Source organism: Bradyrhizobium yuanmingense, assembly GCF_025200905.1.
GTDB classification, from domain to species: domain Bacteria; phylum Pseudomonadota; class Alphaproteobacteria; order Rhizobiales; family Xanthobacteraceae; genus Bradyrhizobium; species Bradyrhizobium yuanmingense.
Map to the genome: position 1 here is coordinate 3429350 of NZ_CP104173.1, position 21953 is coordinate 3451302.

Here is a 21953-nt window from a genome sequence, read left to right on the forward strand (position 1 = left end):
GGGCGGCGAATTCAGGCCGACTTCAGCAAGGGCGCGCGGACGATCAGGCGGACGAGGTCGTCCCGGTCCAGCTTTTCGGCGAATTTGACCGCAAAGCCGTGCTCGAACTTGCGGATCACCCGCCCGACACAGGCGCCGACCGCAAGCGGGGTTCCGACCACCGGATCATACTCGGAGGACACCGCGACGCCGGCCGTCGAGACGTCGATGATGAAGCACGGATGGCAGCTGCCGTCCGCGAGGGTCAGCACGGTGTGCGAGACCTGTGGAACGAAACGCGCGTCACGCCGCAGGTCCCGAACATTGACATCCTTCTGCTTCTTCTCGAGCCAGGTCAGCTTTTCCGACATCCAGGCGCGCCGCGCCCGCGTCATCTCGAGCTCCATCAGGAAGCCCGCCTTCAGCGTCGCGCTGATGGTGCCCTGGAATTCGCCGAAATCCTCGAAGTAGGAGGTCAAGCGCTCGCCGACCTTGCCGACCACGGGCACGTCCACGATCATCCGGAACGGCGAGACGCGCTTGGTGCGGCAGGCGAAGCTGCGGAGCTTGCCCTCGCAATCGTACCAGCGGGGCAGCGAGTAGCTGCCGCTGACCGTAACATCCACTGCTCGCTGCCTCAGGAAGTCTGCGACGGACATGAGCGCTGACCGGGGGTTCGGGTGATTGCCGTAGTTCCACGGTAGCGAGCAAATTCTAAGCAAATGATACTGCTGCCTAATAGCTGGGGTGAATTTTCGGTAAATGGCGCGGGTCGGCAGAGCAGCGGGAAGCGCGGCATAAGCGACGGCTAGCGAGGTCCGAACAGCACCAGGATAGCCAATGCGGCAAAGGCGAACTGGATCATCGTCCATATCAGTCCGTTCGGACGGATCTCCCATCGCAGGCGCGGCAATGCGCGCCGCAGCGCGAGCCCGGTCAATGCTTCGACGAGGGCGAGCAGAATGGCAATGCCGGCCAGGGAAGACCATGACTGGGTCGGAGGCAGCCAAGACGCGAGCCAGGCGGGAACCGAGGCTTTCAGGGGGCCGAGCAACGCGAACCATCCGAACCAGAATACAAAGCGCTTGACGAGGTCTTGGCCGATCATTTCGGGCTCGAGGCGGATACCGATGCTTGCCAGCGCGCTTTCGATGCGCTCGCCATCGGTCAGGAAGAGAAAGGCACCGAGGTAGAGCGGAACGCGCGAATGGAAGAGCAGGGCGATGACACCGAACAGCACGATGTAGCCGAAGGCATCGCCGAGAATGTCAGCGACGGCCTGGCCTGACCGCTCCGGCGAGGGCGGCGTCAACGCCGCTTGGCGCTCCGGCAGTGATTGGAGGTGGGCCATGTGCGCCAGCATCTTGGCGCGCCGGTCCGGCGCATGCTGGCGCGGGTGGCGCAGCCATGTGGGAAGCGCCGGCATCGGCGGTGCGTCTGCAATGTCGGCTTTGTGCGGCATGGGCCTCGACCGGTTACGACCTGACATTGGTCGGAGACGAGGGGCGAGGAGGTTCATGCTGCCGCGGCGGCTTGCGCCTCTGGCGCTCCCTAGCGGAATCGAACCGCTCACTCCACCGTGAAAGAGATGAGAATAGGTCCATGGCCGTCCACCTCCGTAAAAATAGACATCGACAAGGCACAAACGAAGCTCAGGAAGATCCGCGGGCAGTGGCAAAGGAGAAGCCCATCACCCGCGCTGGCATCACGCGGCGCCGCAACGCCGCCAAGCGTCGGCGGCTACGCCTCCGGACACCGTTGGAGCGGCTCGACGCCGACGGCGCGTCGTCAGCGCAGAACAACAACCGGCGCCTGTTGTGGCTCGCGATCGAATGGGGATTGGAGCCAGCTCCTAAGGTCGGTCCCGCGCCCAGCGCCGAGCTGTGCGACTACTGCCGGAAGCACGGGATCAACGTCGACTGGATGCTCGACGGCGATCTAAAGGGCCTCAAGAGGACGATCGACGAACGCCGAGGGCACCAGAGGGCTGAGCGAGCCCTTTGGCGAGGTATGTCCAGCTCACGCCTGAGCACCAGCTGATCGTGACGGCCGAGATCAACCGCATCCTGGCGGAGCGCGACCAATGAAGCGCCCATCGAGCAGGGCCCGCCGGTTCACGCTGGCGGGCCGTTCGTTTCGGGCATTTCCGCGCGGAACAACTGTCATTTGCAATGGAACCGGAATTAACATATGATATTTTTATTACAGTTTAGATTACTACAGTTCAGAGTTGTGTTCATTGAAGCAGATTGCACCCCAGGTGCTCTGTCGGCGCCCCGCTCTCGTCACGCCTGAAATGGTTGCGCTCGCGATACTCGGGGGTCTGGCCCTGCTTGCTGTGCTTTGGGGGTGGTCGAGCCCACGAGTTGAAACGCCCCAGCACGTGGTCACAAAGCCCAATCCTCCTGATTGCTACTCAATCGGCAACAGGGTAGCCGCTGGCTGCTTCGAAAAAAAATAAATGAGCGATGCCGGCGGCTTGCCTCGCGGCGACCGCAGGCTGCAGAGGCGCGACCGGCCGCGGCTGATGACGCACCGCCCCGGGGCTCAGGCGGTAAGCACGATGGCCCGCCGGTTACGCTCGCGAAGCGGGGCGGCGATCGAGCCCCACGTCCATGGGTGTTCGCACGGGTTTATTGGCCACACGTTGGACACGGCGGCAGAGTGGATCTTTGAGTGATTGATTTTGCTGGCGCTCCCTAGCGGAATCGAACCGCTCTCTCCACCGTGAAAGGGTGGCGTCCTAACCGATAGACGAAGGGAGCAAACGCAGGGCCCTGCCGATTGTCCCGGCACGGCCGCTGGCCGGCCGAACAGGGCCCGGCGGCTTGCAGCGGGCGAACGTATAGTGGCCTTTGCGCTCCCGGGCAAGCCGTTCGGGAACGGTCTTTCGGCCCCGGTGGATAGCCCGGGGCGCGGGATCATTCGGAGGCGATTTCAACGGTTTGTTAGCGTTCCCTGCGTAGCGCTGGACGGGGAGATTTTGCCGATGCCACCGCCGAAGAAGCGCGCAGCCCGCAAGCTGCTGTCGCAGCATGCCTGGATCACGCTGGACGGCGGCTTTGCCGCGCGGCACTGCCTGGTTCAGGACATCTCGGATTCGGGCGCCAGGATCACCCTCGACGAGGACGCGAGCCAGCTTCCCGGCGTGATCAGGATGGCCTTCGCACGCGATGCGCGCACCGGGCGGAGCTGCCAGGTGGTCTGGCGCCGCGGCAAGTCGGCCGGCGTCAGGTTCCTCTAGCCGCGGACGGTCCGATGGCGCGCGGGGCCGGTCCGGGCTACAAGGCGGCGATGCGCACGCCGCTCCTCATCCTGCTCTCCTTGCTGGCCACGTCCGCGGCCGAGAGCCTGCGCCTGCCGCCTGCCGAGCCGCCGCAGATCGGCAAGGCGCTGCCGCTGAACGGCAGCACGGCCGGCAAGGTGAGGGCAGGCGCCTGCGCCGCCTATGGCTCGGGCTTCGTGATGGCCGAGGGCACGGGGACCTGCGTCAAGCTCGGCGGCTCGACCAGCGTCGACGCTGGCATCCGGCGCTGAAGGCCCATGCCCGCGGATCTGGTGCGGCTCGACATCATCGTCCCCGTGCTGATGTATTGCGCGCTCTTGTGGTGGGTCGGCCGCGGTCTCAGCTGGACCGCGCGGCTGGCAACGGCCGCGGTGACGCTGCTGCTGATCATCGTCGTGCTGCTGGTCGAGCGCGGCTGGCGCTAAAGCCTGAAACAAAACCGCGAAAACAACCCCATGCACCGTAGCCGTCAAGCGCGGCCGTGACGCCGCGGGAAGCGCGCCTGAACGCGGATTCCCCGCGCGACCGCCGCAGCTTAACCCGCGCGAGGTGCTCACGACATCGGCGGTGCGACGAATTGCGCAAATCCCGGCCGCTTGCCGAGCTCGGCGAGCCAGCGGGTGAGGTGCGGCTGGGCCGGCCGGCTGATGCCCTCGACCCCGAGCCAGCGCCGCGCATAGGACCCGATCGCGATGTCGGCCAGCGTGAACGCATCGCCCTCGATGAAGCGGCGCGTGGCGAGCAGGCGGTCGGCGATGGCCCAGACCTCGGCGGCGGCATCGGCATCGCGCTGCACCTGGATCATGTCGCGCTCGGCGGGCGCGGTGCGCACGATGCCCCAGAACACCGGGCGGTCGACCGGCTGCACCGTCGACAGGGTCCAGTCGAGCCAGCGGTCGACCGAGGCGCGCTGCCTCGGCGCCTCGGGATAGAGCGGCGTTCCGCGGCCATGCGCGAGGCAGAGATAGCGCATGATGGAGTTGGACTCCCACAGCACGAAATCGCCCTCGACCAGCGTCGGGATCCGCGCGTTGGGATTCATCGCCAGATAATCGGCCTCGCGCGTCTTGCCGTATTGCATGCCGGCATCGATGCGCTCGTAGGCGAGGCCAAGCTCGGTGCAGCACCACAGCACCTTCTGCACATTGACCGAATTGGCGCGGCCCCAGATCGTCAGCTTGGTATCGGCCATGAAGCGTCTCCCGCGGCATTGTCCGGTGTCGTAGCCTGGATGGAGCGAAGCGCAATCCAGGGCTGACAGTCCCGGATTACGCTTGCGCTCCATCCGGGCTACAGATCCACCTTTCCCAGCTGATAGCGGAATTCGGCGCGCCGAGCGATGCGCGATTGCATCGTGCCCCTCATGCAAAAAGCTCCGCACGCGGCGGAGCCTTCATTGCAATAGTTCAAGTCTTTCGCTCAGCGGCCGAAGAACAGCCACAACAGAATGATCACCGGGATCGGCACGCCAAGCATCCACAGCAACAGCCCTCTCGCCATCGCATCCTCCTCCAAATCGGTTTCGTGAAAGGAGAACGCCGGGGGAGGGGCCTAGTTCCTGCCTATGGCTTACCAATGGCCGGTGTTGGGCATCGATGCCCACGGCTCCTGCGGCGGCTTCGGATCGCCCTTCTGCAGCAGCTCGATCGAGTGCAGGTCCGGCGAGCGGACAAAGGCCATGTTGCCGTCGCGCGGCGGACGATTGATGGTGACGCCCGCCTTCATCAGCTTCTCGCAGGTGGCGTAGATGTCGTCGACCTCGTAGGCGAGATGGCCGAAGAAGCGGTCCTCGCCATACTTCTCCTCGTCCCAATTGTAGGTGAGCTCCACCAGCGGCGCCCCGCGCGTCGGCGGCTGCTTCTTCAGAGCTTCGAGATCATCCGCCGAGCACAGGAACACCAGCGTGAAGCGCCCCTTGTCGTTCTCGATCCGCCGCACCTCCTTCAAGCCGAAAGCATCGACATAGAATTTCAGCGCGACATCGAGATTGCGCACGCGCAGCATGGTGTGGAGGTATCGCATGGTTGTTGCTCCCTGGAACGGACGGAGGGTTTTGTCTTGGGCCGGGACGGCGGGGTAGGAGATAGCAGGAAAAGGAGAGGAGGGGCAGGGGCGGTGTGAGGGGGACTCTGCCTTGAGATTTCAGTTGTTGGCGATGAAGCCCTCCTCCGTGACGACCTTATCGGCTGTCCTTGCCATCAGTTCTCTCAGTTCGTCGTCAAAGACGGTGTCATCGTTCTGTTTGAAATGCTTCGCAAGTCCATAGGCGAAGGTTCTCAGATCCCATGAGACGCGTCCAAACGATGCAGCCGCCACTTTGAGTTCCTCCCTGTGAAACAAGGTTATCGTCCTAAATTGGGTGTTTGGATTGAAGAGCGCCGGCCGGAGAGCAAATCTACGACCATCCGGCTCGTTCATTGATACGAGCACTTGGAAGTGTGCGAGTTGGTTTCTGCGTTTGCGTCGGTCATCGACAGTTTTCTTGAGGGCGTCCCATGCAGCGAACAATCTTCGCTGCGGATCACCATGACCTTCTCCCATACCGAAAAGTAGTCTGAATCGGACTGCTGAATCGGTCATGGCGATCTTTCCCTCCGGAGCTTGGATCGCAAAGTACGCCGCCTGAGCCGGGACGTTCGAGCGGCGTACTTCATCGGCCTTCGCTATGGCTGTTGCAAAGACCTCATGTAAGGCATCTTCTACGTGCGACCACTGCGCTATGCAGCGCCCGAGATTTTCGTAGAATCCGGATTGTTCTTCATCGGGTGTCATCGCCGCTCCTGCAATGAGAGATCGGAAAGGTATGCATTCAATAACGGTGACGGTGCACTCAAATGAGCCGCGCCAATAGGTCGGGCTGAGTAACTAGGAAATAGCAGGATAAGGAGAGCAGGGGCGGGGGCCGAGGCAAATGTGCGTGAAGGGGGCCGGTTCGGCTCGGACAGCGTCACGCTCGAAGTAGTGCCGCCATCTCCTTCCAGTGATAGATTCGCACCTTCCCGGTTTGATGCCGCGCGGCTTTGGCGATGGCGTGCGCGATGTCGTTGCCGGCGAGCCCGCGATACCGGTCCGCCGGGCCGACGAGCAGCGGATTGAGCACGGCCCATATCGCGGCGATGAGGCGTTCACGCGGGCGATCCTCGTCGCGCGCGCCGAGGATCATCGAGGGGCGGAAAATATGTGTGTGCTCGAAATCGAGCGAGAGAATGTCCCGTTCAACTTCGCCCTTGGTCCTGAGATAGAACACGCTGGAAGCGGCGTTGGCGCCAACAGCCGTGACCAGAAACACCGACCGCGCGCCGTTCGCCCTAGCGATCTCGGCCGCCACCACCGGATAGTCATGATCGATCTTGTAGTACTCGGCCTCGTCAGGGGTGTGGTTGCGTGTCGTCCCCAGCGCGATGAAGATCTCGTCCGCAACCAATTGGGATTTAAGTGCGGGCAGGGACGCGCGATCGCCGATCAGCACCGTGAGCTTCGGATGGCTCACCGCCAGCGGCTTGCGGGCCACCGCCAGAACCCGCGAATAGTCGGGACTGTCCAAGAGGTCGCGCAGCAAATGCGAGCCGATGAAGCCGGACGCGCCGAAGACAAGTGCGGTTTTCATTCAAGCCACCGGTTTGCGTTGAGAGACCAATGCAAGTTGATGAATGCAGATCAGGAGGCCCAAGGCAACTTGGATTAGCTCGTGGGATGGGTAGAGCACTTGCGAAACCCATCATGTTTCGTAACGAGGCGCTCGATGGGTTTCGCTCCATCCTACGCGCTGTCAGTTCATGGAGCCCTGACAGCTTTCCGCAGCCTCAATCTTAGGGAAGCTCATCGGGCCACTTCTGGGCGCCGTGCAGGACGCGCAATCTCCGGATCGAGCTTTCCGTTACGGTATAGGCCGCGACGTAGGGAGTGCCGACAATGACGAGCTCGCGTGTGCCGGCGACACGGCCAGGCGCCCACTTTCGGGAAACTCGACAAGTCGATGCGCAGCGGCAGCGATCCTCTCGTCGAGCGCTATGGCTGCCCGAGGATTTTCAGCGACGATGTGGGTGAAGATGCCGTCGCGGTCCGACAGCGCGAACGCGGACCAGACGAGCTTCACGACTTTGGTTCATCCGCCCTGCGCCGAGCCGCCGCGCGCCGCTTTGCGAAATGCGCTTCAGCCTGTTCGTCGGAGGTATCGGGCCGGGTATCGTTCAGCGCCTCCAGAACCTTCGCGCGAAACCAGGCGTCATGAGCCTTGCCGTTCGTGAGGAGCTCGAGCGGTAGCGCGCCCTCATTGGCAGTCCGGGTGAGCAGGATGCGGACCGCGTCCGACACCGTTAGCCCCATCTCCTCAAGGACGGCCGAGGCGCGATCACGGACTTCGGCGTCGATGCGGGTCTGAACAAGGGCATTTGCGGCCATGTTACTTTCTCCGAAGCGATACGTCCAAGGTAATTCAATTGAATGACGAGTGCAAGGCGCCCGCGGGAGCGCGGCGCGGTAAGCGTGCTGTGTCATCGCCTATCGGCTCGCGTTCGGCCGATCAGCCACCGCGATGACTGCTCGTGAACCCCGCCAGAGCTGGCGCCGACCAAACGCCATGGCCGCACTCGTTGCAGAACTCCTGTTCGATCTCGTCAGAACCCTCGTGGGGAGCTGGCTGAGACAGGCTGCGGTGGCCATCTGTGCGTGGCTCGATACGAAGATTCACGGCCGCGCGGCACGCTTTGTCGTGGGCGGGCTACTCGGGATCGCCGCCTTTTTCCTCATTCCTGTTATCGCTGGCCTGCTGGGTCTTTGATGCCCTGGCTGAGGACATATCTCGTCATCGCATTGGCCGTGGGGGCGCTCGTCTCGACGGTGCTCCTCGTGCTGGAGCCGCTGACCGACTTCGCGTTGCTTTGGCTGGAGTGGCCGGGCATCAGCGCAGCGTATTTTTTCCGGGGAGCGGTCGGAGGCTCCGCCTTCCTCGGCATCGCCATTTCGTGGGTCGTGAATGCGCTGACCTACGGTCTGGGTGCTTTCGTCATTCTCAGCGCCTTGAAGGTGCTGAGGGACGCATGATCCCTCACGCCGTCTCCTCGTCGCCCTTGGCGACGATCTCGACTTCGAAATAGCCCATGTCGCGGAGCTCGGCGGCTTTCTTCTCGGCCGCTTCCCTTGTGTCTCGCTTCAAGATGATCTGGCCCGCTCCGTCGCGGGCGCAAACGAAATAAGACATTTTCGATTCCCAATTTCGTTTGCATACGCACGGAGCCGGGTTCCCGCAATCGGACGGCTCACTCGTCCAGCCCGGCCTTTTGCCGCATCTTGTCGATCAGCTCCGAGGCCTCGGCCTTGGTCAGCTCGTCCTCGGGCAGGTCCTGGTGCGCCTGCTCGGCGAGGGTCTTGAGATAGGATTCCTGGGCTCCCGTCATCGGATCGTCGCCGGAAACCCAATCCTTCGGGTCCTTCCGGGTGTTGTCGGCCATCGCACATCTCCTATTCCGTTTTCCGTAGAACGTCGGACTCGACTCTTCGTTCCGTTTTTGTTCTCATGGGCCATATCTCGAATTCGCGAGGCGGAACAATGCCGGACCTGGACTTTCTCAGGCGGGAGATCGAACGGATGCGCATCCAGATGGGCAGGCAGAGGAAGGAGATCCTCCAGCTGCAGCGGGCGGGGATCGGGACGGCCTCGGCCGAAGCGCTGCTGTCGCGGATGGAGGCGAAGGTCGAGAGCCTGTGCGCGCAACGCGACGCGCTGAAGGCGGCAGAGCCGCGCCAGACCAAGGGCAGGGTGCTCGGCGGGAGGACATGGTGAGCAGGCGGTGGTTCGACGATGAGCGAGACCTGTCGCCCTTCCTGACCGCGCTCGAGGACGTTCGCCGACGCGCGACGCGGGAAGGGTGGTGCTATGCCCACGTCCAAGCCATCATCGTCGCCATCGACCAATACGCGGAAGCGGCGACAGGCAATCGCGAGTATTTCCTCAACAAGCCGGTTTCGATCGGGGATAACCGGAAGGCCGCGGACATTCCGTGAGCGCCCAAGCGGCTCTCGGGACTACGCGGCAATCGTTGCCGATCAGCGCGGTGAGACCGAGGAGGGCGCTGACCTCGTGCGCGCGGGCGAAGCGGTCTTGCTTCGCGGCGAAGCAGCCGCACGGCTCTTGCCGGACTTCGGACCAGCTTTTGGTGTGATCCCGTTCTGCTCGTCGAACTGCTTCAGCCAGGCCGCGATGTATCGCGGGTCGTCGGGACAAAGCCGCTCGAGCAAACGAAGGTTCTGCGCTCTGAATTCCACAAGGGTTTTCGGCATCACGGCTCCTCAAAACCCTGCCCGTCGCAAAAAGTGCGGCCGGACGGCCGCCGGGTCAACGGCAAAGAGCGCTTGAAATCCCGGGCGAGCTGATGCAGCGCCAAAAGCGAAAACCCCGCCCTTTCAGGAGCGGGGTTCTCTGTCGAGGTGAAGCTTAGGGACGCTTCAACTGTAAGAAGCGCGAGCGGCAAGAAAGTTCAAAAGAACATGCGCCAGCTTCGCTGGAGTGGGAGGCGCTCGCGCCGGGCCATTACAAATCCGTAAGTCGGTTGAAAATCGACGCCGAAAAACTATCTCTGCGTCAGGCGGCAGCGTAACAAGCCGCCCCTCAACTGACACCCAGCCGCCGCGCTCAGAAAAAGGCGAAGCTGGGTCCTTTGACATTCCCTGCTCAGGTCCCGCCTCATTGGCCTCAGAGGCAAACGTCGATGGCTGCCCGCACCTATAACCACGAACGCTGGTCGGAAGACGACGACCGGCTGCTTCGATCCATGTGCGAAACGGGAAAGAGCCTCACGCTGATGATCGTGAAGCTCAAGCGTCCCATTGCATCGATCAGGTCGCGTGCGATCGAGCTTGGCATCAATCTTCCGGGCACGCGCATCGGTCTGCGACGGAAGCGGCGAACCGCTTGAGCCCGCGCGTCCGGACAAGGCTGCTCATGTCGCCGCGCCGCTCTACGCGAGCGGAGCGGCTGAACGATGCTCAGGCCGCAATCCGCTGTTCGACCGGCGCCGTCAGGAACTTGAGCGCTTCGGCGTGGGCGAGATCCGGAACCGCGATCGCCGTGTGGCTGTACATCGCGTGTGTGCGCGACGTCGCGATCTGGTCCAGGATCCCCTTGCCCTTGACGACGTGGAGGCCCATGCCGTCATCGACGGGGAAGATCGCCAGCACCACATCGTAGGCCGCGATCACGGCTCTGAGCGCCTCGGCCTTGTCTTCGGCGACATCGACAAAAACACGAACATCTGCCGCGAGTTCACGCAGCTCGTTAAAATCCAGCACTTTGAGGATACTCCAACGCAACCAACCTGACAGAAGCTTGGTCGCGTTAGGTTACTGAAGCGTCAACGACGGATCGCTGAGCCACAAGTTTCACGACGAGGTGACGCCAAAGCGCGATGCGATCTAGCGCTTGGCGTCCTCCTTGCGCAGCCTGGCCTCGGCGGCCTCGTCGACGAGAGTCAAGCTGGCCCCGTCATAGCTCAGCTTGAAACCGCGGCCGACGATCCAGATCCAGCCTTCCCGGTCCTTGATGGCCGAGGCGTTGAACTGCTCGGAGATGGATTTGACGGCAGCTTCCTGCGATCCCGGATTGTTCAGCGTCGCATTGACGCGCCAGATCGGATGCCTGGGATCGGTCTCGTCGCCGTCGACGGCGACCTTGGCGCCGTTGATGTCGCACGCCAGCGTGTACGGACCTCGGCTCGGCCGGCAGAGATAGTGGCGTCGCGCGACGAGCTTGTTGGCCTCCTCGAATGACATCCCGGGCGAGAAGCCGAACATGTCGGACTTTTTCACGAGGGCGAAGGACGCGGGCTTCAAGAAGCTAGGCTGGATCGCGACGAGGGCTGCGACGGCGACCACGATCAAGCCTGCGATGACGATAGCGACCTTCATCAGAACCCCATCAGATACCTTTCCTGGCTTATAGCAGCCGCGGCGCTGTGTCAGGTTGGAGAAATTGCAGGTCCTAAAATTGCAGGGCCTAAAATTGTAGCTCCTGCAACGTCTTGCACAGGAAGTCGGGAACCTCGGTGAGCCCGTGCTTGCGTTTTCGGCCTCGATAGGGTCTAAGCCCGATCGCTTCATGACTTCTGGCATGAATCAGCAGCGCGCACTCGCGGGTCCGGCCGCGTCCCCAGCAGCAGAATTGCTCCGCGCACCCATTCAAAGGAATTCAGACCATGGCGAAGATGACGAAGACCCAATTGATCGATGCAATTGCCGAGGGCACGCAGCTTTCGAAGAACGACGTGAAGTCGGTGATCGAGTACATGGCGACGGTCGGCTACAAGGAGCTCAACGAGTCCGGCGAGTTCGTCATTCCCGGCTTCGTGAAGATGTCGGTCGTGAACAAGCCGGCGACCGAAGCCCGCATGGGCATCAATCCCTTCACCAAGGAGCCGATGCAGTTTGCAGCGAAGCCCGCCAGCAAGTCGGTCAAGGCCTCGCCGCTGAAGGTGGCCAAGGACGCCGTCTGACGTGCCGGCGATGTCGGTGCGGTGGGCTCATTGACGCGCCGGCGCAGCAATCAACGGCCGAGGACCAGGTGGTGCTCGGCCATCGCGATGCCCGAACACCAAGACGACCATCAGGGTAACAGCACGCGGTACTCGCTTCGTCCTGAACGACGAGCTTCGATTCCTCACCATCCTCATCCGCTTCACAAGAAAAAGCCCCGCGCTTTCGCGCGAGGCTTTTCTGGCTGACGGCGTTGGGATTTCAGCGCCTGGCCGACAGCCATGGCTTTAACCTAAAGTTGAAATCGCAAAAAGCAACAGCGCCGCCACGACGGAGTATGTTCGTCAGGCGGCGCTGCCGTGTAACTGGGCGCTGAAATCCCCAGCTTCCATAGGTGCTTGCCGCGCCGAAAAGGTTCAACGCCGCGCCCACCAAAATTTTACGTCCGGGGCTGGACTTTTTGTTCTCATTTTGTTCTAGTGAGGCGCCTTGATGGACCGTTGGAGGTTGCTCATGACCGTCGAAAAACAGCGCGAAGTGATCAGGCTCTGGAACGAGCTCAGAAAGGTCGAGGGCCCTGCGGCGGAGGAGCTGCGCATCCAGATCCTCGAATGCTTCTCGAAGGAGAAGCCGAAGCGGGCGGCCTGACCTTTGTCGACGCCACGCGGCAACGCGCAAGCGCGATCCGCTCCGAGGGTTCGCGCTTGGTCTCTCGCCGCGCTGCTTGCCGGCGAAGAGTCTTCTCGAAGTTTTCTCGATGAAGAGTCTTGTTGCAGAAGAGACTTGTTGCAGAAGACACTCATCGAAGAAGGGTCCTGCCGCGTCGACGGTGTGAGCGTGCGCGCTTCATCGATCGTTAGGATTTGCTCTCCGCGCATTCTTGCGACTCCGATTCGTTCTTCGCGAACGAAACGGAGTCGAAGCTGGAACAAAGCCGGGCGTTCTTGCGCGCTCTCGCCGCGATGGTGCCGGATGCGTCTGGCTAACGATAGCTTATGCGGATGCCGATAACCCTATTCGGTTAGGTTAAAAGCCCAATCGCGTTGCGCTTGCTGCGGCTTGGGGTAGGTGTTCGGCAAAGACAAGCAAGAAACGCCTTTGCCGAAAACGATTGCCCAAGCAGCAATTTGCCATGATGCCTTTTTCAACTCCGTCCTTTTTCCAAGGCGACCGGCACACCTACCGGCGCGTCGCCGTCGTCGGCACGCTGTTCTGCCTTGCTTTCGTTGTGATCAGCTTCTCGCTGCGGCCGCAGGCCGAGGACACGCGCGTTGCGGTCAAGGCCGACCGGCTGGTCCGCACGGCAGGCCAAGCCGCGCGCGCCAACTAACGCCGCGCGCCAATCAACGCTCGTCGCCGCAACGGCGGTCATCGGCCCGCGCCTGCGGGGATCCGGCGCCGCGCGAGGCGAGCGCCACGAAGCCGGCATAGCCGGACAGGTTGAGCAAGACTTCGAGCCAGGCGGGCATATCTCTTTCTCTCCGCTCAGCAGGGAACGGACTCAACGTCCGCGCGCATTCCTGGTTCCATACTCCTGCGAAGAAACTCAGAGCCGGGTGGTCGGGTCGAGCCGGCGGCCGAGGGTCGCGACGGATTCGCTCGACGGCTGCTCCTTGAGGAACTCGGCGATGGCCTGCGCCAGCTCGCGGTCGCTCATCGGCGTCGGCGGCGGGCGCAGCGTGCCGACACCGAAGCTGCGGACGATCTCGTCGTAATGTTCATCCTCGGATCTGGGAACCAATTTGCGGATACGGGCCAGCAAAGCGGATAAGGGCAAACTCTCCTCCATGATTGTCGTCCCCGCTGGCAACCGTCATGGTCTGCTGCCATCTGCTCCCATGAAACTGAAAACCCCGCCAGCACCGCGGAGATGCTGACGGGGTCTTCGTGCTGTCGCCTCGACCCGGATGGCGGAGGCTCCCGCACTTGAGAGGCTAACCCCCGTCTCGCCGTTTCGTTCCCGCTTCATCGACATTTCTCGCCTGCGGGCTGGTTCCATCCATGCGGCAACCATCGCAGGCGCTCGCCGTTGTCTCGGCGACACGCGAAGGAGGACAAGCATGAAGAAGACACTGGCAGTTCTGGCCACCATCGCGGCGGTCGGTGTGACCGCGGTCGCGGCGCCCGCGCCGGCTGAGGCGCGTGGCCGCGGCGGCATCGGCCCGGGCCTCGCGTTCGGCCTCGCCGCCGGCGCAATCACCGCGGGCGCGGTCGCAGCGTCCCAGCCGTATGGCTATTACGGTCCCCGCTACCGCTACTACGACGGTCCCGCCTATTACGGACCGGGTCCGTACGCCTATTACGGCGGGCCGTACTACCGTCACCACCACTACCGTCATTGGTAGTCGGCGAATAGCGAAAAGCCCGGAGCGGTGCTCCGGGCTTTTTTCATTCGCAGGTCTTGTTTACTCGCCCATTTTCGCGCTTGCCGACGCGATGATGCCTACGGCCAGAGCGAGGGCCGCTCGACCTTGCGGGCATTCTCCAGCGTCGCCACGAAATATTCCTCGCGCTCGCGCTTGAACTTTTCCTGCGTGGCACGGAAGGCGGCGACACGGGCGGCGATTTCTTCGCGTTCGCGCTCTTTGCGTTGTTCGTCTTCGGTCATGTCAAATCCCCTCTACACCTGAGTATGTGCACATCCGAAACTCAAGCACTGCCGCCGCAATCACGTTGAGTCGCGTCAACACATCCATTGGCACTTCCGAATGGGGCGTCAATGGGGAGGAGGCATTGCAGGATTGTGATATGCGAAGGTCGGAAGAAATTGCCGAGTGCATTGCATTGGCGCTTGATAAGAGCGTCAACGATCTTGTCGCTTGCGCATGTTGCTGTCAGGCCAAACTATTCGGGAGGCGCGATTGATCGCATCGGATCTGCGGAGCGGTATCGAATGGCTCGGCGACATGATCGCCGAGGCCAGGATCATCGTGCCGTTCACCGGTGCCGGCATCTCGACCGAATGCGGCATTCCCGACTTCCGCTCGCCGGGCGGAATTTGGACGCGTAACCGTCCGATCCCGTTCGACGAGTTCGTCGCGAGCCAGTCAGCGCGGGACGAATCCTGGCGCCGCCGCTTTGCGATGGAGGAGGTCTTCGCCGCAGCGAAGCCCGGCCGCGGCCATCGGGCGCTGGCATCGCTCTACCGCGCCGGCAAGGTTCCCGCCGTCATCACCCAGAACATCGACAATCTGCACCAGGCCTCCGGCTTCGCGCCGGAGCACGTGGTTGAGCTTCACGGAAATACCACCTATGCGCGCTGCATCGGATGTGGGCAGGTTTACCCGCTCGACTGGGTGAAGCGCCGTTTCGACGGCGATGGCATCGCGCCCGACTGCACCGCCTGCGACGAGCCGGTGAAGACCGCCACGATTTCCTTCGGGCAGATGATGCCGGACGAGGAGATGCAGCGCGCGACAGCGCTGTCGCAGGCCTGCGATCTCTTCATCGCGATCGGTTCCTCGCTGGTGGTCTGGCCGGCGGCCGGCTTTCCGATCATGGCCAAGCGCGCCGGTGCACGTCTCGTGATCATCAATCGCGAGCCGACCGAGCAGGACGACATCGCCGACCTCGTCATCCACCACGACATCGGAGAGACTCTCGGGCCCTTTGTCGGCAATTGAGGCATCAATTTGATTCGCGGCTGTGCAAGCTGTTCATAGGTTCCGGCGAATCTCTTTTTTGTCTATGCGTCTCAACCGGGAGTGTTATCTTTTGAGTCGAAAGATTCGCGTCGCGTCGAATTGAGAACATTCTCTTAAGGCGCGTGATTCGGGCGCCGCCAATGTGGCGGGTTGCATGGCAGTGTGGGGTCCGGGGTTATGGGGTCGTCGGACGGATTTGAGTCCAAGAAGCTTGGAGTTCCCGGACAGGGCACCTCGCCAGGGCGATTAACGCCGGGCGAGCACGGCGGAGCCGGCCGCGACAATGCGCTCAATCCCTTCACCGGATTGGGCGAAGCCAGCGCCAACCTCGTCGAGGTCACCGGCGTCATCAAATGGTTCGACGCCTCCAAAGGTTACGGTTTCATCGTTCCCGACAACGGCTGGCCGGACGTGCTCCTGCACGTTACCGTGCTTAGGCGCGACGGCTTCCAGACCGCTTATGAGGGCGCCCGCATCGTCGTCGAGTGCATCCAGCGCGCCAAGGGCTACCAGGCCTTCCGCGTCGTTTCGATGGACGAGTCGACCGCGATCCACCCGGCGCAGATGCTGCCGCCGCGCACCCATGTCACGGTCACCCCGACCAGCGGGCTGGAACGGGCCCAGGTCAAATGGTTCAACCGGCTGCGCGGATTCGGCTTCCTGACCTGCGGCGAGGGCACGCCCGACATCTTCGTGCACATGGAGACGCTACGCCGCTTCGGCATGACTGAGCTGAGACCGGGCCAGTATGTGCTGGTCCGCTTCGGGCCCGGCTCCAAGGGCATGATGGCGGCCGAGATCCATCCCGAGACCGGATCGCCGGGATTGCAGTCGCACTAAGGCTATGACTTCCAGCAATTGTGAGCAGAGGCGCGCTGCAAGTCCGGCGCGCCTCTTCCTTTTCCGGCGGTCGCCGCGTAAGGACTGATTGAAGTCCCACGCCGCGAGAGCCCCGATGAATTCTGATCGAAAGGCCGCCTGGTCCGCTCTGAAGGGCTGGCTGGCCGCCATCCTCGTCATCGCCGGCTGGGCCGTCGCCGGCGCGCCGGCCGGCGCCGCGAGCTTCCAGCCGCTCGAGATCGTCACCAAGAACGGCGTGCAGGTGTTCTCGGTCGAGATGGCAACGACCCCGGAGGAGAAGGAGACCGGCCTGATGTACCGCAAGGAATTGGCCGACGGCAAAGGCATGCTGTTCGACTTCAATCCCGAGCAGGAAATCTCGATGTGGATGAAGAACACTTATGTGTCGCTCGACATGATCTTCATCCGCGCCGATGGCCGCATCCTGCGCATTGCGGAGAATACCGAGCCGTTGTCGACGAAGATCATCTCCTCCCGGGGACCCGCCCGGGCCGTGCTGGAGGTGGTGGCGGGGACGGCGCAGAAGTACGGCATCCGCCCCGGTGATCGCGTCGGCCACCCCCTGTTCGGCGGCAAATAGGACGGGCAGGGGCGATTGCGGCCCAGGCCGGCGGCTTTGGAGAGCTTGCTGGCGCTCCGGGAAGCGTGTATCGACGGGGCTCGCCGGACATTCGGGGTATAGCGCAGCCTGGTAGCGCGGCAGTTTTGGGTACTGCAGGTCGTTGGTTCGAATCCAGCTGCCCCGACCAGCAAAATCAATAGCTTAGATACAAGGTCGGACGTTAAAACTTCCCAGAATTTTTGATTGGGAAGGTCATGGGAAGACAAATTGCCGCGGGAATGATAGTGACCGGCACGTTCGAAGATAAGAAGAAGCTATCTGAGGAGCATTTTAGGAATTCGGCCGGAGCGTCGGACGAGACGACGCCCGAGGCGATCACCGAGGCTATCGAGAAAGTCGCCGCTGCCCTTGGTGGTGCACCTCAGTTCGTGCCGGTGAGGCAGGATCAGTTTGGATTGTTTGGGTGGTGCTCCGACGGCGTTCTGGAAAAAGTAAAGAACGACGGCGGCGGAATCCGATTCGGTTGGACGATCTGGGAATGGCCGAAGATCTTTTTTACGGCTGAATTTCACGCGGTCTGGATCGCTCAGGGTGGGGCTCTGATCGACATAACGCCCAAACCGCAGCACGAAACTCGCATCTTGTTCGTGCCGGATGAGTCTTACCCGGCCGATTTTGATTTTGACACGCGCCCGCCGAATCGCCGTTTTCGGATTCCTCAGGAGCCGGACTACAAAACGCTGGCCGAAGCCGAAATCTCCAGGATGAAGCCTTCTCAGCTCGAGTACGAACGTAAAAGGGCAGCGAAGAAGGACATGCCTCTGCTCGACTGGATGGCCGCGAAGCAGCCACGGGCGGGATTCCCGATGCTCGTCGATGAGCTCATTCAAGTCTGCGATGCGGTGGACCGCAAGTCGGACGAGCTATCCGGAACGAGCAATTTCTTCAGCCCCGATCGAGAGTATGCTGACCTGATGAAGAGGAAGATCGCACTTATGCAAGCCGCGGAATTGGCTGCCAAGAACTCATAGAAGGTGCGGAGGGGACGGTGGATATTTCGGACCTTATCGAGCAAGGTGGCCAATTTACCTACGAGAATTTCTCCTCGAAAAGCCGCCATGGGTATCCGAACGCTCTTTCTGACGACTGGATCGTTTGGACTCACCACGTCCAGAATGTGCTCGAACAGATCGGCGCGTCCTCGATGGCTGGCAAATCCATCGAGCGAGGACTCAATAGGCAGCTTTTAGGGAACGACCAGGACGACTTCGTCAGTGCGCTCGGTTCGATCCTAAGTGGCCTCAAGGCCGCGAAACGTATCCACTGGCCCGACATCCCTGCATCTGACCGCGTGGTCTCGCTTGGGCACTATTCGCCCGAGCAGCAACAGGCGCTTGAGAAGCTCGATCAGCTCGTCGTCGCACTCAAAGAGACTAACGATTTCCCGGGTGAGCCGGAGGAGAAGGAGCAGGTTGTCGCCGAGCTATCCGCCGGCCGGCGTCTGCTCGAGGCAGCGAGGGTGCGTGTCGCAGCGGTGCGCGAGACGCTTGCTCCTGCCTTGAAGTGGATCTCAGAAAAAGCCGGCGGGGCCGTTATCGGCAAGCTAGCTTCGGACGTTTGGCAATACCTCACTCACCTGCATATTTTTTGATTCATGGGGACGTCTAAATGGACGATGAGATCGCCCGCCGCAAGAAGTTGACCTTTGCGCAGGCGGAGGGCACGGAGCCGCTCCCAACACAACTAAAGCGAACGGAAGTCAGTCAAGAACTGAGGTCTGTTCTCTGGAACTACATCTACAATGAGCTAAACCGCACCGCACGGAACGAGATGTTTTCCTATGTTGGCGACCCATGGAAAGGCGCGCTCAAAAATCTTCACGTGTTTTTTCATCACAAGCCGGCGGATGAGTTTGATCCTTCGTTCCATCGCGCCGCCGACGTTGCCAAGGCCGCTGTCCTAAACAGCAGTTGGGATAAGTTCTACGGTTGGATACAGCACTTGTTGCGCGTAAAGCCAACGCCCGGGTTTCCAGACACAATTAATAAGATCCTGATCTACTCTCGTTCTCCCTATCGTGTAATAGACAAAGAGGTCCTGTGCCCGATCGGTTCCGATGCCGAGGCGGCAACCCTAACCCGTGCTTTTGAAGACCTGACGGAGGCGAAAGGCCTGGTGGGAGGGCGCGAACACCTGAGAACAGCTGCTAACGAACTAAGCGCTGGAAGATTTGCGGACAGTGTTCGTGAAAGCATGCATGCTGTTGAGTCTGTCGTGAGAGTTCTAGAGCCTAGCGGCGAGTTTGCTAAGGCGCTAGGCAAGCTCGAGGGAAGCACAAATATCCACGGTGCTCTAAAAAAGGGCTTCTTGGCGATTTACGGCTTTTCGAGTGACGAGCAGGGAATCCGACATCCGTTACTCGACAAAGCGGCGCCCGATGTCGACGAGGCTGACGCCATTTTCATGATCGGCGCCTGCTCGGCCTTCATTTCTTACCTGATCAACAAGGCCAGAACTGCTGGTCTGCTCAATACCTGATGGACCCCGAGCTCGTTCGTCTTGCCAATATCCTTGCGGATTGGATCGATCCCGCGCCAGCGATTCCGGCCATCTACCTGTTCGGCAGTCGGGTCCGCGGAGATCATCGGCCCGACAGTGATGTGGATGTACGGCTGTTCCTAAACGAGTGGAAACGCCTCGATCAACAGACAATGGATTGGTGGGCGAGAGAGAACGAAACAGGTTTTCACCACCTCAAAGATCAGCTTCCTGGTCCGCTTGCTATTCATCGAGAGCCACAAGACGACGCAGATGCCGCCATCCTGATAGGTATGACAAAGCCGGTGCTTGTCCTTCGGCGCGTTGTCTGCGTGTGGACGCCGCCGAAACAGAAATAGGCGCGGCGCCGAAGCGCCGCGCCCTCTGTCGTTCACCGCCTCAGCCGACGGCGGTGCGTCATCAGCCGCTGCCGGTCGCGCTTCGCGATTAGCTTTCCCACACCCACGACGCGCAGTAGCTCGCGCGACGGATGAGCCCCAAGGGATTGATAATTTGCGAGGTACTTACGATGCCGCTTTGATCAGGGAATGCCTCGCCCTCGACGCCACACGCCTACGCACGCCGACGGCCGGCCGCTCAAGATCACGTTTGGCGAGATGCGCGAGATGGGCTTGCGCGGCGTCCTGGTCTATTGCCACTGCGGCCACCACGTCGCTCTGAGGGCCGAACGCTGGCCTGACGAGATCCGCCTGTCTGATATCGAGCCGCTGTTCGTCTGCGCCGCATGCGGCAGCCGGGGAGCCGACGTCAGGCCCGATTTCGAGAGCGGCAGGCCGCCGGAATTCGCGGGCCGAAAACGAGAGGCCGCCAACTGAGGCGGCCCTACTTATTCCGGCGCTGCTGCTCTAGAGCTTCGAGGATCTTGCCCGAGCCATCTAGGACGGCAGTGCTTTTGGCGAGGACGGAGTAGCTTTTAGCAAGCGCTTCTAGCTGGGACCGCACAATTGGGTCGAGAGTGGCTTCCGCAGCTTGGGCGAAGCGTTCGGCTTGTACCAAGTATTCGACTGGTGTCATCATGGGCGCCAAACGATAAGCAGCCATGGCCTACGGGGCGTCATTACTCGTCCCAAACCAGTTCCCCGCACTCGCATTCGTAGATGCGCACGTGCCGCCTCTTCTTGGGATCCCACACCTTCTCCACCACTTGGAGGGGCGAGCCGCACTTCGCGCAGCGGAGCAAAGCTTTTGATGGGTCGTCTTGCAGCATGAGCGCTTCTCTTTGTTCAGAGACGCACAAACCCTGCAGCCGTTCCAGCTAAACTTAGGATATTTGACCGCGAGGTCGGCAGTAGAGAGAGGCCCGCCAGCGTGAACCAGCGGGCCTTGCTCTTCGATCTACTTCCCTCCCGGTCTCCGATCGGCCGCGCGGTCACCGCACCGAGATCCATCGGAAGCGCGATCGGACGCAGTATCGCATGGCCCGGCCACGGCGCTGGCGATCGGTACAACGAACGAGAGCGTGAGAGCAACGAGCAAAATACGTGTCATTCCAAACCTCCCTAAGGTTGAACGTGGGCACGATACTCGCTCTTGAACAATTGGGACGGTAACGTCCCACCACGACATGACCTTTTCACAAAAAAACCGCCGGCTGCGGGCCGGCGGGGTGCTCTGCTGCAGTGCGGCTGACTGTTACTGCCTCGGCCGTCAGCCGCGCGGACCGGATTACCTGGGCGATCGGCGCCGGGGCTTCATTCCTGCACCTCGCCGTGCCAGCGGGCGTCGTATTCCTTCTCCAAGGCCCTGAGCATTTGGGCCGAATGGAATACCGCGAACCTCAGCTGCTCGTCCTCGACACTGGCGTCGAACATCACCTGCGCGGCGATGCCGGCCATCCTCACGCAATCTCGAAGGCTAGTTTCGAGACTGCGAAAGGCCTTCGAATGGAGTTTATCGATTTCGAGCTCGGTGAACGGACGGTCGGACAGCGGCATCTCGATAACGTTGCTCATGCTGAGCGCTCCGCGCATTGGCAATTGCGTTCGATCAGCTCGAATAGCGATTGCAGGAACAAGATCTCGAAATCTTCGAGATTGCGCCCCGACTCCCCGTCGCCGTTCTGGTTCATCACCACCTTAGCGAGGCTGGCGAGCGACCATATCTCAACCGTCCGGACCGTCTCGGCTTTCCGCATCAGGCGCGTCAGCTTGCGCAGAACGGCATCCCGCCGCTCCCACAGCCCTTTGTTGACGATCTCAGCGACGGTCGAATTACCGGTGTGATCGGCAATCCAGGCGCCATTCCAGGAGCCATTTAGGGCAGTATAGGTCGCGGCCGCGCGCATGATCTGGGATTCGCGGTCGAGCTCTTCCTCGGACTTCGGCGGGGTGGGAAGCGCCGTAAGCTCGGCAACATTGCTCGGAGGCAACGCGATCGTAGGGGGGACCGCCGCGCGTGCGGCGGATAGGTCGATGATGTTAGACATGGTGGTGCTCTGGATCAAAACCGGCTTCTGACGGCCGGGTGCCAGCGGACAGCACTGGCGCCGGGACAGTTCAGAACGCCACCAGAGATGACGCGCGACGATCTTTCCCTTTCGGGTCTTGTATAACCGCCGCCTGCCCAGCATAGTGCTGCCGTTCACGCTGGCGGTTGA

General features: G+C 61.7%; 37 protein-coding genes, 2 tRNA genes and 1 pseudogene. 22 read left to right on the forward strand and 18 right to left on the reverse strand.

The features are described 5' to 3' along the window. Positions 1-11: 11 nt before the first annotated feature. Both N2605_RS16035 and N2605_RS16040 read right to left on the reverse strand, forming a co-directional pair. Complete coding sequence (locus N2605_RS16035; protein ID WP_036022965.1) at positions 12-638, reverse strand: pilus assembly protein PilZ; 627 nt, start codon at positions 636-638, stop codon at positions 12-14. A 149-nt stretch (positions 639-787) separates the two neighbouring features. Beyond that, positions 788-1405 (reverse strand): hypothetical protein, encoded by a 618-nt coding sequence (locus N2605_RS16040; protein WP_225156221.1) that lies wholly within the window; start codon positions 1403-1405, stop codon positions 788-790. Between the two features lie 245 nt (positions 1406-1650). Here N2605_RS16040 and N2605_RS16045 point away from each other — a divergent pair, with 245 nt between their 5' ends. Further along, complete coding sequence (locus N2605_RS16045; protein ID WP_260347227.1) at positions 1651-2019, forward strand: hypothetical protein; 369 nt, start codon at positions 1651-1653, stop codon at positions 2017-2019. 650 nt (positions 2020-2669) lie between these two features. Here N2605_RS16045 and N2605_RS16050 read toward each other — a convergent pair. After that, a tRNA-Glu gene (locus tag N2605_RS16050) sits at positions 2670-2744 on the reverse strand. A gap of 224 nt (positions 2745-2968) precedes the next feature. Between N2605_RS16050 and N2605_RS16055 the strand changes: the two genes are divergently transcribed. From N2605_RS16055 to N2605_RS16065, 3 genes are read left to right on the forward strand one after another with little or no spacing between them, the layout of a single operon-like run. Continuing rightward, entirely contained in the window at positions 2969-3223 is a 255-nt protein-coding gene (locus N2605_RS16055) for a PilZ domain-containing protein (RefSeq protein WP_036033409.1), read from the forward strand. A gap of 14 nt (positions 3224-3237) precedes the next feature. Continuing rightward, positions 3238-3516: a hypothetical protein gene (locus N2605_RS16060; protein ID WP_425248848.1), complete on the forward strand. Its 279-nt coding sequence runs from the start codon at positions 3238-3240 to the stop codon at positions 3514-3516. A gap of 6 nt (positions 3517-3522) precedes the next feature. After that, complete coding sequence (locus tag N2605_RS16065; protein ID WP_042336342.1) at positions 3523-3690, forward strand: hypothetical protein; 168 nt, start codon at positions 3523-3525, stop codon at positions 3688-3690. A gap of 128 nt (positions 3691-3818) precedes the next feature. Here N2605_RS16065 and N2605_RS16070 read toward each other — a convergent pair whose 3' ends face one another. The 6 genes and pseudogenes from N2605_RS16070 to N2605_RS16095 all read right to left on the reverse strand — a co-directional run bounded on the left by N2605_RS16070 (position 3819) and on the right by N2605_RS16095 (position 7666). Further along, positions 3819-4457 carry a glutathione S-transferase family protein gene (locus N2605_RS16070; RefSeq protein WP_225140725.1) on the reverse strand — a complete coding sequence of 213 codons (639 nt, stop codon included), beginning with the start codon at positions 4455-4457 and terminating at the stop codon, positions 3819-3821. A 377-nt stretch (positions 4458-4834) separates the two neighbouring features. Further along, on the reverse strand, positions 4835-5287 hold the full coding sequence (locus N2605_RS16075) for a VOC family protein (RefSeq protein ID WP_035703627.1): 453 nt from the start codon (positions 5285-5287) through the stop codon (positions 4835-4837). Positions 5288-5407: 120 nt separating this feature from the next. Continuing rightward, positions 5408-6037 (reverse strand): hypothetical protein, encoded by a 630-nt coding sequence (locus N2605_RS16080; protein WP_225140726.1) that lies wholly within the window; start codon positions 6035-6037, stop codon positions 5408-5410. 175 nt (positions 6038-6212) lie between these two features. Then, positions 6213-6872 carry an NAD-dependent epimerase/dehydratase family protein gene (locus N2605_RS16085; RefSeq protein WP_225140727.1) on the reverse strand — a complete coding sequence of 220 codons (660 nt, stop codon included), beginning with the start codon at positions 6870-6872 and terminating at the stop codon, positions 6213-6215. A 202-nt stretch (positions 6873-7074) separates the two neighbouring features. Continuing rightward, positions 7075-7361, reverse strand: a pseudogene (locus tag N2605_RS16090) (type II toxin-antitoxin system RelE/ParE family toxin). Beyond that, the gene (locus N2605_RS16095) at positions 7358-7666 is read right to left on the reverse strand and encodes a type II toxin-antitoxin system RelB/DinJ family antitoxin (RefSeq protein WP_225113584.1); all 309 of its coding nucleotides are present in this window, start codon (positions 7664-7666) and stop codon (positions 7358-7360) included. The pseudogene N2605_RS16090 and the gene N2605_RS16095 overlap by 4 nt, the downstream one beginning before the upstream one ends. 178 nt (positions 7667-7844) lie before the next feature. Between N2605_RS16095 and N2605_RS16100 the strand changes: the two genes are divergently transcribed. After that, positions 7845-8045, forward strand: a complete 201-nt coding sequence (locus N2605_RS16100; RefSeq protein ID WP_036033381.1) for a hypothetical protein — start codon at positions 7845-7847, stop codon at positions 8043-8045. Further along, positions 8045-8308: a hypothetical protein gene (locus N2605_RS16105; RefSeq protein ID WP_036033380.1), complete on the forward strand. Its 264-nt coding sequence runs from the start codon at positions 8045-8047 to the stop codon at positions 8306-8308. Before N2605_RS16100 ends, N2605_RS16105 begins: the two co-directional genes overlap by 1 nt. Positions 8309-8312: 4 nt before the next feature. On the opposite strand, the gene N2605_RS16110 is transcribed toward N2605_RS16105, so the two are convergent. Beyond that, the gene (locus N2605_RS16110; RefSeq protein ID WP_156447126.1) at positions 8313-8465 is read right to left on the reverse strand and encodes a hypothetical protein; all 153 of its coding nucleotides are present in this window, start codon (positions 8463-8465) and stop codon (positions 8313-8315) included. A gap of 58 nt (positions 8466-8523) precedes the next feature. Then, the gene (locus tag N2605_RS16115) at positions 8524-8715 is read right to left on the reverse strand and encodes a DUF3072 domain-containing protein (RefSeq protein WP_035999694.1); all 192 of its coding nucleotides are present in this window, start codon (positions 8713-8715) and stop codon (positions 8524-8526) included. A 98-nt stretch (positions 8716-8813) separates the two neighbouring features. On the opposite strand from N2605_RS16115, the gene N2605_RS16120 reads away from it, so the two are divergent. From N2605_RS16120 to N2605_RS16130, 3 genes are all read left to right on the forward strand, one after another. Beyond that, a complete protein-coding gene (locus N2605_RS16120; protein WP_036022975.1) occupies positions 8814-9047 on the forward strand; it encodes a hypothetical protein in 234 nt (77 codons plus the stop codon). Then, positions 9041-9268 (forward strand): hypothetical protein, encoded by a 228-nt coding sequence (locus N2605_RS16125; protein ID WP_025036169.1) that lies wholly within the window; start codon positions 9041-9043, stop codon positions 9266-9268. Before N2605_RS16120 ends, N2605_RS16125 begins: the two co-directional genes overlap by 7 nt. A 704-nt stretch (positions 9269-9972) precedes the next feature. After that, positions 9973-10179 (forward strand): hypothetical protein, encoded by a 207-nt coding sequence (locus N2605_RS16130; protein WP_036022978.1) that lies wholly within the window; start codon positions 9973-9975, stop codon positions 10177-10179. Between the two features lie 70 nt (positions 10180-10249). Here N2605_RS16130 and N2605_RS16135 read toward each other — a convergent pair whose 3' ends face one another. Continuing rightward, positions 10250-10552, reverse strand: a complete 303-nt coding sequence (locus N2605_RS16135; protein WP_035999680.1) for a hypothetical protein — start codon at positions 10550-10552, stop codon at positions 10250-10252. A gap of 123 nt (positions 10553-10675) precedes the next feature. Next, positions 10676-11167 (reverse strand): hypothetical protein, encoded by a 492-nt coding sequence (locus tag N2605_RS16140; RefSeq protein WP_035999676.1) that lies wholly within the window; start codon positions 11165-11167, stop codon positions 10676-10678. Between the two features lie 287 nt (positions 11168-11454). On the opposite strand from N2605_RS16140, the gene N2605_RS16145 reads away from it, so the two are divergent. The 3 genes from N2605_RS16145 to N2605_RS16155 all read left to right on the forward strand — a co-directional run bounded on the left by N2605_RS16145 (position 11455) and on the right by N2605_RS16155 (position 13061). Then, a complete protein-coding gene (locus tag N2605_RS16145) occupies positions 11455-11751 on the forward strand; it encodes an HU family DNA-binding protein (RefSeq protein ID WP_008558895.1) in 297 nt (98 codons plus the stop codon). Positions 11752-12244: 493 nt separating this feature from the next. Next, entirely contained in the window at positions 12245-12379 is a 135-nt protein-coding gene (locus N2605_RS16150) for a hypothetical protein (protein ID WP_260347228.1), read from the forward strand. 484 nt (positions 12380-12863) lie between these two features. After that, positions 12864-13061 (forward strand): hypothetical protein, encoded by a 198-nt coding sequence (locus N2605_RS16155; protein ID WP_035999739.1) that lies wholly within the window; start codon positions 12864-12866, stop codon positions 13059-13061. A 13-nt stretch (positions 13062-13074) separates the two neighbouring features. Here N2605_RS16155 and N2605_RS16160 read toward each other — a convergent pair whose 3' ends face one another. Next, complete coding sequence (locus tag N2605_RS16160) at positions 13075-13200, reverse strand: hypothetical protein (protein ID WP_035999737.1); 126 nt, start codon at positions 13198-13200, stop codon at positions 13075-13077. A 77-nt stretch (positions 13201-13277) separates the two neighbouring features. Further along, positions 13278-13520: a hypothetical protein gene (locus N2605_RS16165; RefSeq protein ID WP_244608999.1), complete on the reverse strand. Its 243-nt coding sequence runs from the start codon at positions 13518-13520 to the stop codon at positions 13278-13280. Between the two features lie 271 nt (positions 13521-13791). Here N2605_RS16165 and N2605_RS16170 point away from each other — a divergent pair, with 271 nt between their 5' ends. Then, the gene (locus N2605_RS16170) at positions 13792-14076 is read left to right on the forward strand and encodes a hypothetical protein (protein ID WP_036045604.1); all 285 of its coding nucleotides are present in this window, start codon (positions 13792-13794) and stop codon (positions 14074-14076) included. 98 nt (positions 14077-14174) lie between these two features. On the opposite strand, the gene N2605_RS16175 is transcribed toward N2605_RS16170, so the two are convergent. Beyond that, positions 14175-14339 carry a hypothetical protein gene (locus N2605_RS16175; RefSeq protein WP_167361660.1) on the reverse strand — a complete coding sequence of 55 codons (165 nt, stop codon included), beginning with the start codon at positions 14337-14339 and terminating at the stop codon, positions 14175-14177. 253 nt (positions 14340-14592) lie between these two features. Here N2605_RS16175 and N2605_RS16180 point away from each other — a divergent pair, with 253 nt between their 5' ends. The 9 genes from N2605_RS16180 (at position 14593) to N2605_RS16220 (ending at position 20172) form a co-directional block, all read left to right on the forward strand. Then, positions 14593-15354, forward strand: coding sequence for an SIR2 family NAD-dependent protein deacylase (locus tag N2605_RS16180; RefSeq protein ID WP_260347229.1), 762 nt, complete (start codon positions 14593-14595; stop codon positions 15352-15354). Between the two features lie 198 nt (positions 15355-15552). Next, positions 15553-16215: a cold-shock protein gene (locus N2605_RS16185; RefSeq protein WP_157284234.1), complete on the forward strand. Its 663-nt coding sequence runs from the start codon at positions 15553-15555 to the stop codon at positions 16213-16215. Between the two features lie 115 nt (positions 16216-16330). Continuing rightward, entirely contained in the window at positions 16331-16816 is a 486-nt protein-coding gene (locus N2605_RS16190; RefSeq protein WP_035999663.1) for a DUF192 domain-containing protein, read from the forward strand. 92 nt (positions 16817-16908) lie between these two features. Then, positions 16909-16985, forward strand: a tRNA-Pro gene (locus N2605_RS16195). A gap of 97 nt (positions 16986-17082) precedes the next feature. After that, positions 17083-17829: a hypothetical protein gene (locus tag N2605_RS16200; RefSeq protein ID WP_260347230.1), complete on the forward strand. Its 747-nt coding sequence runs from the start codon at positions 17083-17085 to the stop codon at positions 17827-17829. Between the two features lie 17 nt (positions 17830-17846). Further along, entirely contained in the window at positions 17847-18449 is a 603-nt protein-coding gene (locus N2605_RS16205) for a hypothetical protein (RefSeq protein WP_260347231.1), read from the forward strand. Between the two features lie 17 nt (positions 18450-18466). Beyond that, a complete protein-coding gene (locus tag N2605_RS16210) occupies positions 18467-19336 on the forward strand; it encodes an AbiJ-NTD4 domain-containing protein (RefSeq protein WP_260347232.1) in 870 nt (289 codons plus the stop codon). Continuing rightward, a complete protein-coding gene (locus N2605_RS16215) occupies positions 19336-19695 on the forward strand; it encodes a nucleotidyltransferase domain-containing protein (protein WP_225150763.1) in 360 nt (119 codons plus the stop codon). The genes N2605_RS16210 and N2605_RS16215 overlap by 1 nt, the downstream gene beginning before the upstream one ends. 189 nt (positions 19696-19884) lie before the next feature. Beyond that, a complete protein-coding gene (locus N2605_RS16220) occupies positions 19885-20172 on the forward strand; it encodes a hypothetical protein (protein WP_260347233.1) in 288 nt (95 codons plus the stop codon). Positions 20173-21048: 876 nt separating this feature from the next. On the opposite strand, the gene N2605_RS16225 is transcribed toward N2605_RS16220, so the two are convergent. Then, entirely contained in the window at positions 21049-21309 is a 261-nt protein-coding gene (locus tag N2605_RS16225; RefSeq protein ID WP_260347234.1) for a hypothetical protein, read from the reverse strand. Continuing rightward, the gene (locus N2605_RS16230; protein WP_260347235.1) at positions 21306-21800 is read right to left on the reverse strand and encodes a hypothetical protein; all 495 of its coding nucleotides are present in this window, start codon (positions 21798-21800) and stop codon (positions 21306-21308) included. The genes N2605_RS16225 and N2605_RS16230 overlap by 4 nt, the downstream gene beginning before the upstream one ends. Between the last annotated feature and the right edge of the window lie 153 nt (positions 21801-21953).

Bases quoted from the DNA above. Each gene is read 5' to 3' on its own strand.
- N2605_RS16080 (WP_225140726.1), bottom strand. From the start codon at position 6,037: ATGACACCCGATGAAGAACAATCCGGATTCTACGAAAATCTCGGGCGC.
- N2605_RS16190 (WP_035999663.1), top strand. From the start codon at position 16,331: ATGAATTCTGATCGAAAGGCCGCCTGGTCCGCTCTGAAGGGCTGGCTG.
- N2605_RS16225 (WP_260347234.1), bottom strand. From the start codon at position 21,309: ATGAGCAACGTTATCGAGATGCCGCTGTCCGACCGTCCGTTCACCGAG.
- N2605_RS16210 (WP_260347232.1), top strand. From the start codon at position 18,467: ATGGACGATGAGATCGCCCGCCGCAAGAAGTTGACCTTTGCGCAGGCG.
- N2605_RS16065 (WP_042336342.1), top strand. From the start codon at position 3,523: ATGCCCGCGGATCTGGTGCGGCTCGACATCATCGTCCCCGTGCTGATG.
- N2605_RS16095 (WP_225113584.1), bottom strand. From the start codon at position 7,666: ATGGCCGCAAATGCCCTTGTTCAGACCCGCATCGACGCCGAAGTCCGT.
- N2605_RS16150 (WP_260347228.1), top strand. From the start codon at position 12,245: ATGACCGTCGAAAAACAGCGCGAAGTGATCAGGCTCTGGAACGAGCTC.
- N2605_RS16130 (WP_036022978.1), top strand. From the start codon at position 9,973: ATGGCTGCCCGCACCTATAACCACGAACGCTGGTCGGAAGACGACGAC.
- N2605_RS16175 (WP_167361660.1), bottom strand. From the start codon at position 14,339: ATGACCGAAGACGAACAACGCAAAGAGCGCGAACGCGAAGAAATCGCC.
- N2605_RS16170 (WP_036045604.1), top strand. From the start codon at position 13,792: ATGAAGAAGACACTGGCAGTTCTGGCCACCATCGCGGCGGTCGGTGTG.
- N2605_RS16105 (WP_036033380.1), top strand. From the start codon at position 8,045: ATGCCCTGGCTGAGGACATATCTCGTCATCGCATTGGCCGTGGGGGCG.
- N2605_RS16185 (WP_157284234.1), top strand. From the start codon at position 15,553: ATGGGGTCGTCGGACGGATTTGAGTCCAAGAAGCTTGGAGTTCCCGGA.
- N2605_RS16145 (WP_008558895.1), top strand. From the start codon at position 11,455: ATGGCGAAGATGACGAAGACCCAATTGATCGATGCAATTGCCGAGGGC.
- N2605_RS16035 (WP_036022965.1), bottom strand. From the start codon at position 638: ATGTCCGTCGCAGACTTCCTGAGGCAGCGAGCAGTGGATGTTACGGTC.
- N2605_RS16160 (WP_035999737.1), bottom strand. From the start codon at position 13,200: ATGCCCGCCTGGCTCGAAGTCTTGCTCAACCTGTCCGGCTATGCCGGC.
- N2605_RS16140 (WP_035999676.1), bottom strand. From the start codon at position 11,167: ATGAAGGTCGCTATCGTCATCGCAGGCTTGATCGTGGTCGCCGTCGCA.
- N2605_RS16110 (WP_156447126.1), bottom strand. From the start codon at position 8,465: ATGTCTTATTTCGTTTGCGCCCGCGACGGAGCGGGCCAGATCATCTTG.
- N2605_RS16215 (WP_225150763.1), top strand. From the start codon at position 19,336: ATGGACCCCGAGCTCGTTCGTCTTGCCAATATCCTTGCGGATTGGATC.
- N2605_RS16125 (WP_025036169.1), top strand. From the start codon at position 9,041: ATGGTGAGCAGGCGGTGGTTCGACGATGAGCGAGACCTGTCGCCCTTC.
- N2605_RS16165 (WP_244608999.1), bottom strand. From the start codon at position 13,520: ATGGAGGAGAGTTTGCCCTTATCCGCTTTGCTGGCCCGTATCCGCAAA.
- N2605_RS16120 (WP_036022975.1), top strand. From the start codon at position 8,814: ATGCCGGACCTGGACTTTCTCAGGCGGGAGATCGAACGGATGCGCATC.
- N2605_RS16115 (WP_035999694.1), bottom strand. From the start codon at position 8,715: ATGGCCGACAACACCCGGAAGGACCCGAAGGATTGGGTTTCCGGCGAC.
- N2605_RS16100 (WP_036033381.1), top strand. From the start codon at position 7,845: ATGGCCGCACTCGTTGCAGAACTCCTGTTCGATCTCGTCAGAACCCTC.
- N2605_RS16085 (WP_225140727.1), bottom strand. From the start codon at position 6,872: ATGAAAACCGCACTTGTCTTCGGCGCGTCCGGCTTCATCGGCTCGCAT.
- N2605_RS16070 (WP_225140725.1), bottom strand. From the start codon at position 4,457: ATGGCCGATACCAAGCTGACGATCTGGGGCCGCGCCAATTCGGTCAAT.
- N2605_RS16055 (WP_036033409.1), top strand. From the start codon at position 2,969: ATGCCACCGCCGAAGAAGCGCGCAGCCCGCAAGCTGCTGTCGCAGCAT.
- N2605_RS16075 (WP_035703627.1), bottom strand. From the start codon at position 5,287: ATGCGATACCTCCACACCATGCTGCGCGTGCGCAATCTCGATGTCGCG.
- N2605_RS16040 (WP_225156221.1), bottom strand. From the start codon at position 1,405: ATGCCGGCGCTTCCCACATGGCTGCGCCACCCGCGCCAGCATGCGCCG.
- N2605_RS16155 (WP_035999739.1), top strand. From the start codon at position 12,864: ATGATGCCTTTTTCAACTCCGTCCTTTTTCCAAGGCGACCGGCACACC.
- N2605_RS16220 (WP_260347233.1), top strand. From the start codon at position 19,885: ATGCCTCGCCCTCGACGCCACACGCCTACGCACGCCGACGGCCGGCCG.
- N2605_RS16060 (WP_425248848.1), top strand. From the start codon at position 3,238: ATGGCGCGCGGGGCCGGTCCGGGCTACAAGGCGGCGATGCGCACGCCG.